This window comes from Streptomyces sp. NPDC031670 (assembly GCF_055580545.1).
Map to the genome: position 1 here is coordinate 34,213 of NZ_JBVILC010000024.1, position 17,010 is coordinate 51,222.

Genomic DNA, 17,010 nt, shown 5'->3' on the forward strand with positions numbered 1-17,010 from the left:
CTCAGGCTCCTGCCGGTCGCGGGGTCCACCGCTGGTCGAGGAGGGCGGCGAAGGCGCCCAGGTCGGTGCTGCGCAGCAGTTCGTGGGCGCGCGGGCGGACACCGCTCTCGCGCTCGACGACCGCCAGCAGCCGCGCGGCGACGACGGACGTGCCGCCGATGTCGGTGAAGTTGTCGCCGAGTACGGTCTCGGGCCGCCCCAGGAGCTCGCGTACGGTCGCGAGGACCAGCCGCTCTCCCGGGGTGGCCCCGGTCAGGGCGTCGGCCGGGGCCGAGGGCGGCGCGGGGGAGGGGGCCTGGGCGGCCAGGGCGGCCCGGTCCACCTTGCCGTTGGCGTCCAGTGGATAGGAGTCGACGAACCGTACGACGCCGGGGACGGCCTGCTCGGGAAGCCAGGCACGGACCGCGTCGAGCAGTTCGGCGGGCGCGGGCGGCGCGGCGTCGGCGGGCTTGAGGTGGGCGATCAGCCGGGCGAGGCCGGAGCCGTCGCGCGCCACGGTGACGACGGCGGTGCGCACCCGGGCGTCCTCCTCGAACGCGGCCTCCACCTCGGCGAGTTCGACGCGCACACCGCTGATCTTGACCTGGCTGTCGAGGCGGCCGAGGAACTCCAGAACGCCGTCCGCGCCCATGCGCACCCGGTCGCCGGTGCGGTACAGGCGGCCGGTGGCCGCCGGCTCCGGGTGCTCGGGGGCCGTGGTGAAGCGCCGCGCGGTCAGCTCGGGGTCGAGGTAGCCGAGCGCCAGGCAGTGGCCGCCGAGGCGCAGTTCACCGTCCTGCCCCCGGGCGACGGGGTCGCCGTCGGGGCCGGTGACGACGACGGTGACGCCCGGCAGCGGCGTACCGATGGGCGGCGGAGCCGTCTCGCCGGCGGCCGGGTCGGTGGCGCGCATCGCGTACGTGGTGGTGAGGACGGTCGCCTCGGCCGGGCCGTAGGCGTTGTGGACCGTGGCGGTGACGTCCGGTCCGGGGCGCCGGCGCATACGGTCGCCGCCGACGACGAGGTGGCGCAGGGCGAGGTCCGTGGGCCACGGCCGGTCGAGGAGCGGCTCGACGGTCGGGGTCGCCGCCACGCACACGGTCACGGCGGCCTCGCGCCACCAGTCGGTGAGCAGGGCCGCGTCCCAGCGGGTGTCGTCGGGGGCCGGGACCAGGGCGGCGCCCGAGGTCAGCCCGGCCCACAGCTCCAGCAGATGCGGGTCGAAGGCGACGCCGATCAGCAGCGACTGGCGGTCGCCGGGTGCCAGGGCGGTGGCCTCCCGGTACCAGTCCAGGGCCACGGACAGCGAGGCCTCGGCCACCGCGACCGCCTTGGGGCGGCCGGTCGAACCGGAGGTGAGCACGGCGTACAGGGCGCCCTCGGGCGCGCGCCGCGCATCCTCGGGGCGGGCGGCGAACGCGGCCACCGGGCCGCCCGGCGCGTTCACGCCGTCGGTGGGCAGGGCCAGCGCGATGTGCTCCCCGTCCTGGTGGGCCCGGGGCAGGACGTCCGGGTCGCCGACGAGGCAGGCGACGTCGAGGTCCTCGGTGACGGCCTGGGTGCGGCGCTCGCCGGGGCGCGGGCCCAGCGGCAGATAGACGGCGCCCATCCGGGCGAGCGCGACGGCGGTCACCACCAGCGCGGTGGACCGGTCGAGGCAGACCCCGACCAGGTCCCCGGGCCGTACGCGCTCGCGCAGCGCGGCGGCGACGCGTTCGGCCGCGGCGCTGAGCTCCTCGTACGTCCAGGTGCGTGTGCCGTCGATGACGGCGGGGGCCTGCGGGGCGCTCCGGACCCACTCCTCGAAGCGGGCGAGTACGGCGGTCGGTTCGGCGGCGGGGCCGTGGGCGATGCTCGGCGGGGTGCCGGCGCCGGAGGTCGCGGGGGCGGTGTCGGTGAGGGCGGGGGACTGGATCATCACGACTCCGTGGAGAGAGGGGCGGTGGCGGCGAGGGCGTCGGCCTGGTCGGCGAGTACGGGGTTGCGGAAGAGCACCTTCAGCGGCGGGCGGGCGCCCAGGTGCGGCTCCAGCCAGGCAGCCAGCTCGGCGGCCAGCAGCGAGTGGCCACCGATGTGGAAGAAGTGGGAGCCGGTGTCGAAGCGGCCGTGGCCCAGGACCTCGCGCCAGCCGTTCACCAGCAGGGCCGTCATCGGGTCGTCCGGTACGGCGACGGTCTCCGTGTCCCCGGCGGAGGTCGCGGCTTCGGGCGCGGCCGGGGCCGCCGGGTCGAGGGCGACCGCGCGGCGGGTGAGGAGCGTACGGTCCGGCTTGCCGCCCGCGAGGGTCGGCATCGTCTCCAGACGGGCCCACCGGGCGGGCACGAGGGCCCCGGGCAGCCGGCGGCTCAACTCGGTGTGCAGCGCCTTCTCGTCCACGTCGGCGAGGCCGGCGCCGTCCTCGAAGAAGCCCACGAGCCGGGGCGCCGCGGCACTCTCCGCGTCCAGGACGACGGCGCAGGACCGCCCGCCGAGCGCGGCGGACGCCGCCGCCTCGATCTCCTCCAGCTCGATGCGGTACCCGCGCAGCTTGACCTGGTTGTCGCGACGGCCGAGGAAGTACAGCAGACCGTCCAGGCCGCGGTAGCCGAGGTCGCCGGTGAGGTAGACCCGCTCCCCGCCGAGCGCGTCCACGCTGCGGAACCGGGCGGCCGTCACCTCCGCGTTGCCGGGGTAGCCCTCGGCCAGGCCGGGTCCGGCGATGGCCAGTTCACCGACGGCGCCGACGGGCAGCGGGCGGTGGTGGGCGTCCAGGACGTGGACGCGCTCGCCGGGCAGTTCGGTGCCGAGCGGGATCTCGGCGCCCTCGGCCAGGGCCTCGCGCGAGACCTCGTGGACGGTGGAGGTGATGGCCGCCTCGGTGACGCCGTACGCGTTGAGGACGGTGGCGTCGGTGTCGGCGAGGATGCCGCGCAGGGTCTCGGCGGGCAGGCGCTCGCCGCCCAGGACCAGCAGCCGGGGCGTCCAGCTCTCTTCCCGCAGTGCGGGGCGCAGCTCCTCGCGGGTGGCCAGGAAGTAGCTGGTGGGAAGGTTGGCGACGGTGACCCGGGCGGCGGCGAGGAGCTCGGCGAGCTCGGTTCCGGTGGGCACCTCGTGCTCGGGGATCACCAGGCAGGCGCCCGCGTGCAGGGTGGGCAGCACCTCCTCCAGCGCCACGTCGAAGGACGGCTGCGCGAACATCAGGACGCGGTCGGCGCTGGTCAGGGCGAACCGGTCGGCGGTCGCGGTCAGATGGTGCTCCAGGGCCGCGCGGCCGACGGCGACCGGCTTGGGCGTGCCGGTGGAGCCGGAGGTGTGGATGACGTAGGTGGCACCGGGCAGGACGTCGGCCGCGTGGGCGCGGGGCAGCACGGGCGCGTCGATCCGGGCCGCGGGCAGACCGTCGGGCAGGTCCGGGCCGCCCTCGGCGGTCAGCACGAGCGCCGGGGCGAGCCGCTGGAGCAGCAGGGCGGTACGGGCGGGCGGGTCGGCGGGGGAGAGCGGGCAGTAGACCGCGCCGGTACGCAGACAGGCCAGCAGCGCGGTGACCGAGTCGGCGCCACGGGGCAGGACGACCGCCACGGGCTGCCCCGGCCCGACCCCCGCGGCGCGCAGCCGCCCGGCGAGCGAGGCGACCCGCTCGTCCAGTTCGCCGTACGTCACCCGGCGCGGCCCGCACAGCAGGGCGGGCAGTGACGGGTGGTGGGCGGCCACCGGATCCAGCAGATCGCGGCCGGACGGCACGGGCGCGGCCTCGGCGGCGGGCTCCACCGCGGCGGGCGCCAGGTCGGCCAACGGCGCCCCCGGAGCGTCGAGGTAGGCGCGCAGCAGGTCCAGGAAGCGGCCGGACAGCAGCCGGGCCACGTCCTCGCCGAACAGGTCGGCGTCGTAGTCCCACACCAGGGTCATGCCGGGCGCGCCGTGGCGGGTGGTGACGCCGCGCCGGTCGTCGGGCAGCAGCACCACGTCCAGGTCGAAGCGGGTGGTCCCGGTGTTGAACCCCTCGAACAGGGTGATGTCCAGGCCGGGCAGGTCGATCTCGGGCAGCGGGGCGTCGTGGGCGCTGAACATGACCGAGAAGAGCGGGTTGTCGGCGCCGGAGGTGTGCAGGCCCAGTGCCCGGGTCAGCTCCTGGACCGGTACGTCCTGGTGCGGCAGGGCGCGGATGAGGGTGTCGGTGACCTCGTCCATGGTGTCCTGGGCCGGGAGGGTGGCGTCCAGGAAGAGGGGCAGCGGGATGGTGTTGACGAACATGCCGACCGCGTCCTCGTACCCCAGCGGCCGGTTGCCGACGGCGGTGCCGATGACCATCCGGGAGCGACCGCTGTGGCGGCGCAGGAGCTCGGCGAACAGCCCCAGGAGCGTGGCGAAGGGGGTGAGCCCGCGCTCGCGGGCGTGGGCGCGCAGCCGTTCGGCGAGGTCGGCGCCGATCGTCTGCCGCAGCTGGCCGCCGTGGTGCCGCCGGCGGGCGCCGGGCCGGGTGAGGCCGGGCAGCGGCAGGTCGTGGGGCTGGTCGCGCAGGACGGTCCGCCAGAACTCCAGGGACTCGGGGGCGAGGGCGGCGCCGGCCCGGGTCTGTACGTGGTCCGCGTACGAGGGGGCCGGCGGGAGCGTGAGGGTTTCCCCCGTGACGCGGGCGCGGTAGGTGCGGAAGACGTCGTCGAGCAGGATCGCGAAGGAGTGGCCGTCGTGGATCAGATGGTGCTCGACGTGGACGAGCCGGTGGTGCCGCGCGGCGAGCCGGACGAGCGTCCAGCGGATCAGCGGCGCCTCGAAGGTGTCGAGCGGTGTCTCGGCCTCGCGGCGCAGCAGGTCCTGGAAGGCCGTCTCGGGGTCGTCCTCGCCGCTGAGGTCGGCGGTGTGCAGTCTGGGCTCGCACCGCGGCGCGACCCGCTGCCCCGGTACCGATCCCGGCCGGTCCACGAGTTCGAGCCGCAGGCCCGGGTGGCGGGCCAGGGTGGCGGCCAGGCCCTCGCGCAGGGCCTCGGCGTCGAGGGGGCCCCACAGGTCGAGCGCGGCGGTGAAGTTGTAGGCACGGCTGCCGGGCTGCATCTGCTCGTGCAGCCAGACGATCTCCTGCGAGGCGGAGAGGGGAAGCATGTTCGGTCCCTGGGGGTCGTCGGGGCGGTTCGCGGTCCGGTCACGGTGGTGCCGGGCGCGGTCGTACGGGCGGCTCCGCGGGTTGTGCGGGGCCGTGGGCAGGTGTGTGCGGTCCGGGGCGCGACGGGTGCTGCGGGGGCACCGGTCGCCAGGGGGGCGTGCCGCGAGGACGTGCTCGCCGCAGGCCGCCCCTGGCGTGCCGTGGGCCGGGGGTCAGCCGGTGGTGCGGGCCACCGGGCGCAGTGCCCGGGTGAGCGCGTCGAAGGCCCGGTGGGCGGCGGCGTCGTCGAGGACCGCGCGGTCCCACACCATCCGCAGCCCGATCCCGGCGCCCTGGGTGACGGATACGGCGAACGGACCGCGCACCGGTCTGCCGTCGACGTGGACCTCGCGGCCCTCGACACCGGCCAGGCGCAGGGGCGGGCGGCGGCTGTCGTCGTCGACGGTCAGCAGTCCGTCCAGCGCGCCGTTCCAGTCCGTACCGGCGGCCCGCGCGGCGGCCACGACCGCGTCGAAGGGCATGTCGGCCCGGTCGAGGTCGTCCCACCAGGCGTCGGCCGTCGCCTCGGGCGTGGAGCCCTGTCCGGTGGCGGCGGGGAAGACGACGGTGTTGAGGAAGCAGCCGACGACGGGCTCCGCGCCGACGGGACGGCCGCCCCACGGGTAGCCGAGCGGGACGGCGCGGTCCGGGCCGTACAGCGCCTCCGCCGCGGCGCGGCAGGCGTCGAGCAGCCCGGGGAAGGGGACGGCGCCCTCGTGGGCGGGCAGCCGGGCCTCGGCCGAGCCGGTGGGCAGCGCGCCGACGGGAACACGTTCCGGGCGGGGCAGCGGGGCGTGCGCCCGTACGGCGCGCAGCCGGTCCGCCCAGTGGGCGGCGGCGCCGGGCGTGTCCGCGCGTTCCTCGGCGGCGAGCTGGAGCAGGACCGCCTCGCGGTAGGCGGCGAGTTCGGCCTCCGTCTCCTCGGGTGCGACGCGGGAACCGGTCTGGGCCTCGGTGTACGCGGCGCCGAGTTCGTCGGCGATGCGGGCCAGCGACCGGCCGTCGCAGACGGCGTGGTCGAGGGCGACGGCGAGGAGGTCCTCGGTGCGGCCCTCTTCGTCGCGGGCGAGGAACAGCCGCAGGGGCGGGGCCTGCGGGTCCCAGGCGGCCAGGGCGCGGCGCAGGGTGTCGGCGGGGCGCTCGCCCGGCGCGGCGGCCGGGCGGGTGACGGGCACGTCCGGCTCCCCGACACGCAGGACCGGGGTGCCGCGCACGACGGCGGGCCGCGAGCGCAGGGCGGTGTGCCGGGTGGCGAGTGCGCGGGCGGCTGCCCGCAACCGTTCGGGGTCGACGGTCCCGTACGGGAAGGCGAAGAACATCGGCACCACGTCGGGGCGGCCGGCCGGGTCCAGCGAGCGCACCAGCGCGAAGCGGCGCTGTGCCCCGGTGACGGGCAGCAGGGTGCCGGACCCGGCGTCGGCGGTGATCCGCCGGTAGCGGGCCAGGTACTGGCTCGTGATGCTGGGCACGGAATCCTCGTTCTGTCGTGGTGGGCCGGGGGTGTCGCGGGTGCGGCGGCGCGGCAGAGGCGACCGGGCGCCCGGGGGTCAGCGGGAGGGGGTGGGGGCGGGCCGTCCGTCGCCTTCCACGGCCGGGTCCTCGCCGGGTGCGGCGGGTACGGGGGCGCCGGGGTCCTCCGGTTCGGGCAGGTCCCGCATCCGGCGCAGCGGGGAGAGCAGCAGCGGCAGCGGGACGGCGAGGAAGCCGGCGGCGCAGCAGGCCAGCGCGGTGCGCGGGCCGAAGGCCTCGGCGAGGGTGCCGCCCAGGAGTGCGCCGAGCGGCAGGGTGCCCCACATCAGGAAGCGCAGGGTGGCGTTCATCCGGCCGAGCAGGTGCGGCGGGCACAGCCCCTGGCGGAAGCTGACCTGGGCGATGTTGTAGACGACCGCGCCGAAGGAGATGCCCGCCGATCCGGCGGCGAACAGGGCCGCCCCGAGGGTGCCGTGTCCCGACAGGGGCCAGAACAGGGCGAACGGCCCGCTCAGCAGGACCGACCAGAGGATGAGCCGGGCCTGTCCCCACCGGGCGGCGAGCCGTCCGGAGCACAGGGCGCCCAGGAGCCCGCCGATGGCGGACGCGGACAGCACCAGTCCCAGGGCGCCCGGCTCCAGCCCGACGACGCGGACGAGGTGCACGGTCTGCGTCGCCATGAGGACGGCCATGCACAGGTTGCCCAGCGCCGTGGTGAGGGCGATGACGCGCAGCAGCGGATGGCCGGTGACGAAGCGGATGCCCTCGCCGATGTCCTTGCGCAGGGACGCGTCGGCGGCGATCGCGGGCGGTTCCTCGGGCTGCCGGATGCGCAGCAGGAACACGGCCGAGAGCAGATAGCCCAGGGCGTCGGCGAGGACCGCGAGGTGGGCCCCGACGAGCTGGACCAGCCCGCCTCCCACCCCCGGTCCGCCCACCTGCGCGGTCGAACGCACCGTCTCCAGACCGCCGTTGCCCGCCATGAGCTCCTCGCGCGGCAGGATCTGCGGCAGGAAGCTCTGGTGGGCGACGTCGAAGAACACCGTCGCCACGCCCGTGATCAGCGCGACGGCGTACAACTGGGCCATCGTCAGGGCGTCGGCGAGCGCGGCGGCGGGGATGCTGGCCATCGCCACCGCCCGCACCAGGTCCGCCCGGATCATCAACGGACGCTTGCGCATCCGGTCGGTGAGGGCGCCCGCCGGCAGTCCGACGAGGAGGAAGGCGGCGGTCTCCGCGGCCGTGAGCAGGCCTACCTGGAAGGCCGAGGCGTCGAGTTCGAGTACGGCCACCAGGGGGAGGGCCACCAGGGTGACCTGGGCGCCGAGTTGTCCGGCTGCCGCTCCCGCGAGCAGCATCCGGAAATCGCGTCGGCGCATCGGGCTGCCCGTGGAGGCTCCGGATGTGAGGGACATGTGAACGACCTTCACCGAGGCGCCGATCCGGAGTCAAAGGATCGCGGTCAGTTTCGGTCGAGTCTTGTCTTCTGTTGTCAGAAACGCGTAAGAATTTTCGGCGAACTCACGGTAAGTCCGCATGAACTCCTGCCACGCGGTGTGCACGGCGCAAGGGCCGCACGCCGGTGGCTTCGGGAAGCGGAGCGGGGGACGGCCGGGTAACCTGCACACGGAGTGATGGTCGCGATCCTGGCCGAAAACCGCCACGGACGACCGGCTTGTAGCGGAATCGTCTATTCCGTCAGTTATGGAGCGAATGCGGGTGTTGCGCCCGTCCGGGGGCGGAGCCGCCCGGTGCGGCCCGCCGTCGTCCACCTCGTCCTTCCGGCGGACATGGCACCTGAGGAGGACTCCCCGGCTTCGGCCGTACGAGGGATTACTCGCCGCTCCGGCCTCCCTAGGGTCGATTCCGTTGACGCCGCACACACGGAATCCGCACACGGGGGTTCCGTCCAGGGAAGGGCTCGTATGTCGGAGAAGAAGGCCAGATCGGTTGTGGTCAACAGGGCGCGGGTGACGCACAAGGTGCGTTACGCGCTCACGCATCCGGACCGGATCGCCCCGCACATCAAGCGAACGGCGAGAGACACCTGGCTGCGGCTGAAGCACCCCGACCACGTCGACTACTACCGCGCCGTGATGGCCTCCGACGCCGCTCGCAGCCCCGAGGCGGCCGTCGGCAGCAAGTCGCACGACCGGTGGCTGGCGCTGGGCGAGATGCAGTTCGCCTACCTGCGGGAGCACGGGCTCCGCCCCGACCAGCGCATGCTGGACATCGGGTGCGGAAACCTGCGGGCCGGCTGGCGCTTCATCGACTACCTGGAGCCGGGGCACTACTACGGCATCGACATATCCCCCGACATCCTCATCGCGGCGAAGGACACCCTGACGTCCCGAGGACTCCAGGAGAAGCTGCCCCATCTGACGATCACCCGGAACCTGACCTTCGATTTCCTGCCGGAATCCCATTTCGACGTGATCCACGCCCACAGCGTCTTCTCGCACTCCCCGATCGAGGTCATCGAGGAGTGCTTCGCACACGTGGGGCGCGTCCTGAAGCCCGACGGCCTCTTCGACTTCACCTTCGACCGCACCGAGGGCGCCGAGCACCAGGTGCTGCGCGAGGACTTCTACTACCGCACCTCCACGCTCGTCGCGCTCGCCGAGAAGCACGGTCTGGCCGCGCGGTTCATGGACGACTGGGAGACCCGCAGGCACGGCCAGTCCAAGATCCGCGTCACCCACCGGACCGCCTGACGGCCCGCGAGCGACACCGGGGGCCTCGTACGGGGCGCGGGGGACGTCAACCGCGCGTGGACGGCCCGGCCCCCCGGCCCGTGCGGCGACGTCCCTCGCCTCGTAGAGTCTGGTGACATGACTTCCCTTCCCGTGTCTCCCGCCGACGCCCTCGACTCCCTCCTCGCCGGAAACCGGCGCTTCGTGGCCGGGGCCCCGCGCCATCCCAACCAGGACGCCGCGCGCCGGGCCGAGCTGGCGCCGGCGCAGAAGCCGTTCGCGGTGCTGCTGGGATGCTCCGACTCACGGCTGGCCGCCGAGATCATCTTCGACCAGGGGCTCGGTGACCTCTTCGTGGTCCGCACCGCCGGCCACGTCCTGGGCCCGGAGGTCCTGGGCAGCATCGAGTACGGGACCAGCGTGCTGGACTGCCGCCTCGTCGTGGTCCTCGGGCACGACTCGTGCGGCGCCGTCGCGGCGGCCCGCGCCGCCGTCGAGGGCGGACTGCCCGCCGGCGGATACGTCCGGGACGTCGTCGAGCGCGTCACCCCGAGCGTGCTGGCCGCCCGGGCCGCCGGGCTCACCTCGGACAGCGACCACATCGACGCCCACATACAGCACACCGTGGACCTGCTCCTGGACCGCTCCCGGGTGCTCGCGGACCAGGTCGCCACCGGCCACACCGGCGTCGTGGGCCTCGCCTACCAGCTCTCCGAGGGCAGCGCCCGCCTCGTCACCTCGCACGGAATCCCCGACACGGCGGAAACCACCGCTCTCTCCGCCTGACCCCCTGGGGCGTGTTGCGGAAGTCCCGCCTGCCCCTCCGGGCGGACGGCGCCACTTTCGCAACACGCCCCAGCCCCGATTCGGCCGTCACCCGGGGGGCGGCCCCATTGCCCCCCGAACCGCCCTGTAGATAGCCTGTGTTCGTCATTCCGGTCGTTGACCGGAGTTTCGAACACGGAGGGTGGGGTGGCGGCCATGGGGCGACTCGTGCCGGCGGTGGCCAGGGCGCTGGACGTACTGGAACTCTTCCTGGAGAGCGAAGCGCCGCTCTCCGCGCCCGACGTCATGCGCAGGCTCGGTCTGCCGCGGACGACGGTCCATGAACTGGTCACCACACTGGCCGCCCGCTCCTACCTGGCGGCGGCGCCCGGACAGCCGGGGCGCTACCGGCTGGGGGTGCGCACCTACCAGCTCGGCAGCCGGTACGCCGAACAGCTGGACCTCGCCGCCGAAGGGCAGCAGGTGGCCCGCGAGGTGGCCCTGACCTGCGACGAGACGGTCCATGTGGCCATCCTGGAGCACACCGACGTCATCTATATCGCCAAGGTCGACTCCACCCACGCGGTACGGATGGTCTCGGCGGCCGGCCGTCGGCTGCCCGCCCACTGCACCTCCGTCGGCAAGATGCTCCTGGCCTCACTCCCGGAAGCGGAGCTCGACGCCCGGATCGCGGATGGCGAGCTCGTCGCCATGACCCCGGACAGCATCACCGACCCCGCCGCGCTGCGGGCCGCGCTCGCCGAGATCAGGGCCCGGGGCACCGCCGTCGAGCACCGGGAGTCCAACCCGGACGTCAGCTGTGTGGCCGCCCCCGTCCGCGACAGCGCGGGCCGGGTCGTCGCCGCGCTGTCCATCTCCGTACCGATGATCAGGTGGACCGAGGCCCGCGAGGCGGAGCTCGCCGAGCTGGCGCTGAAGGGCGCCGGCGACCTGTCCGTGCGGCTCGGCCACCGGGGCGCGCGATGATCTTGGACGTGGCGGTACGGGAGGAGGCGGAGCTCGGCGAGGGACCCACCTGGGACCCGGCGAGCGGCCGGCTGGTCTGGGTGGACATCCTGGCGTCGCGGATCCACACCTACGAGCCGGACAGCGGCCGGCGCACGGTCATGGCGACCGGACAGCACGTCGGCGCCGCCAAGCCGCGCGCGGGTGGCGGCCTCGTCGTCAACCTCCGCGACGGCGTCGGGCTCTACGGCCCCGAGGGCGCGTTCTCGTGGCTGCTGCGCGACCCCGTGCCCGGTCGGCGCGGCAACGACGCGGCGGTCGCACCGGACGGCGCCCTGTGGGCGGGCACGATGCGCTACGACGAGGCGACCGGCGGCGGCACCCTCACCCGGATCACCGGGGACGGCGCGGCCACGGCGGTGCCCGGCCCGGTCACGGTCAGCAACGGCACCGGCTGGAGCCCCGACGGGCGGCTCATGTACTACGTCGACAGCCCGACCCGGCGGATCGACGTCTTCGACTTCGACGGGCACCTGGCCCACGACAGAAGGCCGTTCGCGCTGATCGGGGACGAGGACGGCTTCCCCGACGGACTCACCGTCGACGCGGAGGGCGGGGTGTGGGTGGCGCTCTGGGACGGGGGCGCCCTGCGCCGCTACGGTCCGGACGGCACGCTCGACCTGGTGGTCGAGCTGCCGGTGCGCCGCCCCACCGCCTGTGCCTTCGGCGGCCCGGACCTCACGGACCTCTACATCACGAGCGCCCGTACCGGTCTGCGACGGCCGCACCCGCTCTGCGGGGCGCTGCTGGTGCTGCCCGGTATCGGGCGCGGGATGCCGGGTACCGCCTTCGCCGGCTGACACCGGGCGGAAGGCGGTACCCGCGAGGGCTCAGCGCGTCGAGAAGGCGTGCACCGTCGACGACCGGTACGTCCGCCCCGGGCGCAGCACCGTGGACGGGAAGGCCGGGTGGTTGGGCGAGTCCGGGAAGTGCTGGGACTCCAGACAGAGGGCGTCGCCCTGGCGGTAGATGTGGCCCGAGGTGCCCTTCAGCGTGCCGTCCAGGAAGTTGCCGCTGTAGAACTGCATGCCGGGCTCGGTGGTGAACATCCTCATCACCCGGCCGGAGTGCGGCTCCGCCAGCGTGAGCGCGTACTCGGGCTCCGCCGTCCTGCCCTTGTCCAGCACCCAGTTGTGGTCGAACCCCTTGGCGTACAGGAGCTGCTGGTGGCCCTGGCGGATGTCGCGGCCGATCGGCTTCGTCCGCCGGAAGTCGAACGGGGTGCCCGAGACGCGGGCCAGTTCGCCGGTCGGTATGAGCCCCGCGTCGACCGGGGTGTAGCGGGCGGCGGCCAGTTCGAGGGTGTGGTCGTAGACCGGGCCGCTGCCCTCGCCGGCCAGGTTGAAGTAGGTGTGGCTGGTGAGGTTGACGACGGTCGCCCGGTCGGTGGTGGCCTCGTAGTCGATCCGCCACTCGCCGCGCGCCGTGAGGGTGTACGTGACCTGGACCTTCAGGGTGCCCGGGTAGCCCATCTCGCCGTCCGGCGAGATCCGGGAGAGCACGAGGCCGCTGCGGGAGCCGCGGGTGAACGGCTCCACGTGCCACATCTGCTTGTCGAAGCCCTTGGTGCCGCCGTGCAGGCTGTTCGCGCCGTCGTTGAGGGGCAGTTGGTAGGACTGCCCGTCGAGGGTGAACCTGCCCGCCGCGATGCGGTTGCCGTAGCGGCCGATGAGACCGCCGAAGTACGGGGACTTGGCGACGTAGTCGGCGAGGTTGTCGAAGCCGAGAGCGATGTTGGCGGTGCGCCCGTGCCGGTCGGGCACGTCGAGGCGGTGCACGATCCCGCCGTAGGAGAGCACTTCCAGACGGACACCGCCGTTGGTGACGGTCCACCGGTGGACGGGCGTGCCGTCCTCAAGGGTGCCGAAGAGCGTCCTGGTGGGGGTGCGGCCCGACGCGGCGTGGGCGGTGCCCAGGCCCGTGGTCGCCGCCACACCGGCCGCGAGGCCGACGGCCATCACCGTACGTCTGCTGGCGTTCATCTCCACTGGTCCTCCAGATGGTTGAGGGGATGTCATGAACCGACCTTGCGCTTGTTCCAGACGTCGAAGCCCACCGCGGCCAGCAGGACGAAGCCCTTGATGACCTGCTGGTAATCGGTGCCGACGCCGACCAGGGACATACCGTTGTTGAGCACGCCCAGCACCAGGCCGCCGATGATCGCGCCCAGTACCGTGCCGACGCCGCCGCTCATCGAGGCACCGCCGATGAAGGCCGCCGCGATGGCCTCCAGCTCGAAGTTGACGCCGGCGTTGGGTGTGCCGGCGTTCAGCCGGGCGGCGAAGACGACACCGGCGAGCGCCGCGAGGACGCCCATGTTCACGAAGACCAGGAAGGTGACGCGCTTGTCCTTGACGCCGGAGAGCTTCGCGGCGGCCTGGTTGCCGCCGAGCGCGTAGACATGCCGTCCCACGACCGCGTTGCGCATCACGAAGCCCAGCCCGATGAGCAGGGCGGCCAGCAGGAGCAGCACCACGGGCACGCCCCGGTAACTGGCCAGGGTCATGGTGAAGGCGAGGACGGCCGCGGCCATCGCCACGCACTTGGTGAGGAACAGACCGCGGGGCAGCACGTCGAGTTCGTACGCCTGCTCGCGCCGCCGGGAGCGCACCTCCTGGATCAGGACGACAGCCGTGAGGGCGAGCCCCAGCAGGAGGGTGAGGTTGTGGTAGTTGGTGTCGGGCCCGACCTCCGGAAGGTATCCGGTGGAGATCTTCTGGAAGCCCTCGGGGAACGGGCCGAGCGAGCGGGAGCCGAGGAGGATCTGCGTGCCGCCCCGGAAGAGCAGCATCCCGGCGAGCGTCACGATGAAGGACGGGATGCCCACGTACGCGATCCAGAACCCCTGCCAGGCGCCCGCCACGGCGCCGATCGCGAGGGCCACGACCAGGGCGAGCACCCAGGGCACATGGTGCTCCACCATCATCACCGCGCACGCCGCCGACACGAAGGCCGCCAGTGAGCCCACGGACAGGTCGATGTGGCCGGCGATGATGACGATCACCATGCCGATGGCGAGGACCAGGATGTAGCTGTTCTGCAGCACCAGGTTGGTGACGTTGTTGGGCTTGAGCAGGACGCCGTCGGTCCATATCTGGAACAGCACGACGATCAGTCCGAGCGCGACCAGCATCCCGTACTGGCGCATGTTGCGGCGGGCCGCGTCGAGGAGCAGCGCTCCGGTGGCGGAGCGCGGCGGCTCGGGAGTCCTCGGGGGGCTGGGGGCGGCGTCGGTGGTGACCGGACCCATATCGGCTACCTCTTGTTCGTGGTGTCGTTCGTGGTCATGAGGCGCATCAGGACTTCCTGGGTCGCGTCCGCGCGGGCGGCCTCGCCGGTGAGCCGGCCGGCCGCCATCGTGTAGATGCGGTCGCACATGCCGAGGAGTTCGGGCAGTTCGGAGGAGATGAAGACGACCGCCTTGCCCCGGGCGGCGAGCTGGTCGACGACGGTGTAGATCTCGTACTTGGCGCCCACGTCGATGCCGCGGGTGGGTTCGTCGAGGATCAGCACATCGGGACCCGCGAAGATCCACTTGCTGAGGACGACCTTCTGCTGGTTGCCGCCGGACAGGCGCCCGACCGGCTCGAAGACGGTCGGGGCCTTGATGCCCATGGAGGTGCGGTACGACTCGGCGACCCGCCGCTCCTCGTGCTCGTCGACGATCCCGCGCCGGGACACCTTGTCCAGGGCGCCCAGGGTGATGTTGCGGCTGATGGTGTCGATGAGGTTGAGGCCGTAGTGCTTGCGGTCCTCGGTGACGTACGCGATGCCGTGGGCGACCGCCTCGGGGACGGTCTTCGTACGGATGCGTTGGCCGTCCTTCCACACCGTGCCGCTGATGCCCCGGCCGTAGGAGCGGCCGAAGACGCTCATGGCCAGTTCGGTGCGGCCGGCGCCCATCAGCCCCGCGATGCCCACGATCTCGCCCCGCCGCACATGCAGGCTGACGTCGTCGACGACCTTGCGCTGCTGGTCGATGGGGTGGTGCACGGTCCAGTCCCGCACCTCCAGGGCGGGGTGGGCACCCGGGTCGCCCTCGTAGGGGGTGCGCGGCGGGAAGCGGTGGTCGAGGTCGCGGCCGACCATGGAGCGGATGATGCGCTCCTCGGTGGTCTCCGGGGACTTCACGTCGAGCGTCTCGATGGTCCTGCCGTCCCGCAGGACGGTGACCGAGTCGGCGACCGCCGAGATCTCGTTGAGCTTGTGCGAGATGACGATCGAGGCGATGCCCTGCGCCTTGAGCTCCAGAATGAGGTCGAGGAGATGGGCGCTGTCCTCGTCGTTGAGGGCGGCGGTCGGCTCGTCCAGGATCAGCAGCCGGACCTCCTTGGAGAGCGCCTTGGCGATCTCCACCAACTGCTGCTTGCCGACACCGATGTCCGCCACCCGGGTCTGCGGATGCTCGCGCAGCCCCACCCGCTTCATCAGCCGCGCCGCGTGCTTGAGCGTCTCGCTCCAGCTCACGATGCCCCGGGTGGCGTGCTCGTTGCCGAGGAAGATGTTCTCGGCGATGGAGAGATAGGGGACGAGGGCCAGCTCCTGGTGGATGATGACGATGCCGCGCGCCTCGCTGGCGCGCATGTCCTTGAACGCGCAGAGCTCGCCCTGGAAGAGGATGTCGCCCTCGTAGCTGCCGTGCGGATGGACGCCGCTGAGGACCTTCATCAGGGTGGACTTGCCCGCGCCGTTCTCGCCGCAGATGGCGTGCACCTCACCGGGCGCCACGGTGAGCGAGACGTCGGAGAGCGCCCGGACGCCCGGGAACGTCTTGACGATGGAGCGCATCTCCAGGATGGGCGCCCCCGCGTCCCCCCTGTTCCCTCCGGCCCCCTTGTTCGGGCTGCTCACTTCAGGTCACTCGCCTTGATGTAGCCCGAGTCGACCAGCACCGACTGGTAGTTGGACTTGTCGACGCTGACCGGGTTGAGGAGGAAGGCCGGCACGACCTTCTTCTCGTTGTCGTAGGTCTTGGTGTCGTTGACCTGCGGCGTCTTGCCGGTGAGCACCGCGTCGGCCATCTGCACGGCCTGCTTGGCCAGGGCCCGGGTGTCCTTGTAGACGGTCTGGGCCTGGTCCCCGGCGATGATGGACTTCACGGACGCGACCTCGGCGTCCTGCCCGGTGACGACCGGGTACGGCTTGGCGGCGGTGCCGTAGCCGCCGGAGCGCAGGGCGGAGAGGATACCGATGGAGATCCCGTCGTACGGGGAGAGGACGGCGTCCACCCGCTCGTTGGAGTACGCCTTGGTCAGCAGGTCGTCCATGCGCTTCTGCGCGGTGGCGCCGTCCCAGCGGAGGGTGGTCACCTGGTTGAGCCGGGTCTGGCCGCTGCGGACGACGAGCTGCTTCTTGTCGATGTAGGGCTGGAGGGTCTTCAGGGCGCCCTGGAAGAAGTAGCGGGTGTTGTTGTCGTCGGGCGAGCCGGCGAACAGCTCGATGTTGAAGGCCTTGCCGCCCTGGGCGTTCTTCAGACCCAGCTTGTCGACGATGTACGTCGCCTGGAGCACGCCGACCTTCTCGTTGTCGAAGGAGGCGTAGTAGTCGACGTTGGGGGAGCCGAGGATGAGGCGGTCGTAGGAGATCACCTTGATGTGCTGGTCGGCGGCCTGCTTGAGGACGTCGCTGAGGGCGCGGCCGTCGATCGCCGCGATCACCAGGGCGTCCACCCCCTTGGTGATCATGTTCTCGACCTGGGCGACCTGCTGGTCGACGCTGTCCTCGCCGTACTGGAGGTCGGTCTTGTAGCCGAGCGCCCGGAACTGCTGGGCCATGTTGTTCCCGTCGGCGATCCAGCGCTCGGAGGACTTGGTCGGCATGGCTATGCCGATCGTGGCCCCCTTGCCGCCCTTGGGCGTCGCCTTGCCACCGCCCTCGCTGTCCTGTCCGCAGGCGGTGAGGGCGAGAGCGAGGGCTCCCGCGACGAGAGCGAGTGCGACTGGTCGGGTGCGGCGCATGGTC

At 72.9% G+C, this 17,010-nt stretch carries 12 protein-coding genes; 4 read left to right on the forward strand and 8 right to left on the reverse strand.

Features of this window, described 5'->3' with window-relative positions:
* Window position 1 precedes the first annotated feature (1 nt).
* From ACZ5ID_RS31255 to ACZ5ID_RS31270, 4 genes are all read right to left on the reverse strand, one after another.
* Window positions 2-1,897 (reverse strand): non-ribosomal peptide synthetase, encoded by a 1,896-nt coding sequence (locus ACZ5ID_RS31255; protein ID WP_468904579.1) that lies wholly within the window; start codon window positions 1,895-1,897, stop codon window positions 2-4.
* Entirely contained in the window at window positions 1,897-5,055 is a 3,159-nt protein-coding gene (locus tag ACZ5ID_RS31260; protein WP_468904581.1) for a non-ribosomal peptide synthetase, read from the reverse strand. The genes ACZ5ID_RS31255 and ACZ5ID_RS31260 overlap by 1 nt, the downstream gene beginning before the upstream one ends.
* Before the next feature lie 213 nt (window positions 5,056-5,268).
* The gene (locus tag ACZ5ID_RS31265; protein WP_468904585.1) at window positions 5,269-6,564 is read right to left on the reverse strand and encodes a condensation domain-containing protein; all 1,296 of its coding nucleotides are present in this window, start codon (window positions 6,562-6,564) and stop codon (window positions 5,269-5,271) included.
* A 78-nt stretch (window positions 6,565-6,642) separates the two neighbouring features.
* Window positions 6,643-7,980, reverse strand: a complete 1,338-nt coding sequence (locus tag ACZ5ID_RS31270) for an MFS transporter (protein ID WP_468904590.1) — start codon at window positions 7,978-7,980, stop codon at window positions 6,643-6,645.
* Window positions 7,981-8,490: 510 nt separating this feature from the next.
* On the opposite strand from ACZ5ID_RS31270, the gene ACZ5ID_RS31275 reads away from it, so the two are divergent.
* The 4 genes from ACZ5ID_RS31275 to ACZ5ID_RS31290 all read left to right on the forward strand — a co-directional run bounded on the left by ACZ5ID_RS31275 (window position 8,491) and on the right by ACZ5ID_RS31290 (window position 11,849).
* Window positions 8,491-9,279, forward strand: a complete 789-nt coding sequence (locus tag ACZ5ID_RS31275; RefSeq protein WP_468904592.1) for a class I SAM-dependent DNA methyltransferase — start codon at window positions 8,491-8,493, stop codon at window positions 9,277-9,279.
* A 117-nt stretch (window positions 9,280-9,396) separates the two neighbouring features.
* Window positions 9,397-10,044, forward strand: a complete 648-nt coding sequence (locus ACZ5ID_RS31280) for a carbonic anhydrase (protein ID WP_468904594.1) — start codon at window positions 9,397-9,399, stop codon at window positions 10,042-10,044.
* A 195-nt stretch (window positions 10,045-10,239) separates the two neighbouring features.
* Window positions 10,240-11,010: an IclR family transcriptional regulator gene (locus ACZ5ID_RS31285; RefSeq protein WP_468904597.1), complete on the forward strand. Its 771-nt coding sequence runs from the start codon at window positions 10,240-10,242 to the stop codon at window positions 11,008-11,010.
* Window positions 11,007-11,849 carry an SMP-30/gluconolactonase/LRE family protein gene (locus tag ACZ5ID_RS31290; RefSeq protein ID WP_468904599.1) on the forward strand — a complete coding sequence of 281 codons (843 nt, stop codon included), beginning with the start codon at window positions 11,007-11,009 and terminating at the stop codon, window positions 11,847-11,849. The genes ACZ5ID_RS31285 and ACZ5ID_RS31290 overlap by 4 nt, the downstream gene beginning before the upstream one ends.
* Before the next feature lie 30 nt (window positions 11,850-11,879).
* On the opposite strand, the gene ACZ5ID_RS31295 is transcribed toward ACZ5ID_RS31290, so the two are convergent.
* From ACZ5ID_RS31295 to chvE, 4 genes are read right to left on the reverse strand one after another with little or no spacing between them, the layout of a single operon-like run.
* Window positions 11,880-13,031, reverse strand: coding sequence for an aldose epimerase family protein (locus ACZ5ID_RS31295; protein ID WP_468904601.1), 1,152 nt, complete (start codon window positions 13,029-13,031; stop codon window positions 11,880-11,882).
* A gap of 32 nt (window positions 13,032-13,063) precedes the next feature.
* Window positions 13,064-14,299 (reverse strand): multiple monosaccharide ABC transporter permease, encoded by a 1,236-nt coding sequence (mmsB, locus tag ACZ5ID_RS31300; RefSeq protein WP_468904603.1) that lies wholly within the window; start codon window positions 14,297-14,299, stop codon window positions 13,064-13,066.
* Between the two features lie 5 nt (window positions 14,300-14,304).
* On the reverse strand, window positions 14,305-15,900 hold the full coding sequence (gene mmsA / locus ACZ5ID_RS31305; RefSeq protein WP_468904606.1) for a multiple monosaccharide ABC transporter ATP-binding protein: 1,596 nt from the start codon (window positions 15,898-15,900) through the stop codon (window positions 14,305-14,307).
* Window positions 15,897-17,006, reverse strand: coding sequence for a multiple monosaccharide ABC transporter substrate-binding protein (gene chvE, locus ACZ5ID_RS31310; RefSeq protein ID WP_468904608.1), 1,110 nt, complete (start codon window positions 17,004-17,006; stop codon window positions 15,897-15,899). Before chvE ends, mmsA begins: the two co-directional genes overlap by 4 nt.
* Window positions 17,007-17,010 lie beyond the last annotated feature (4 nt).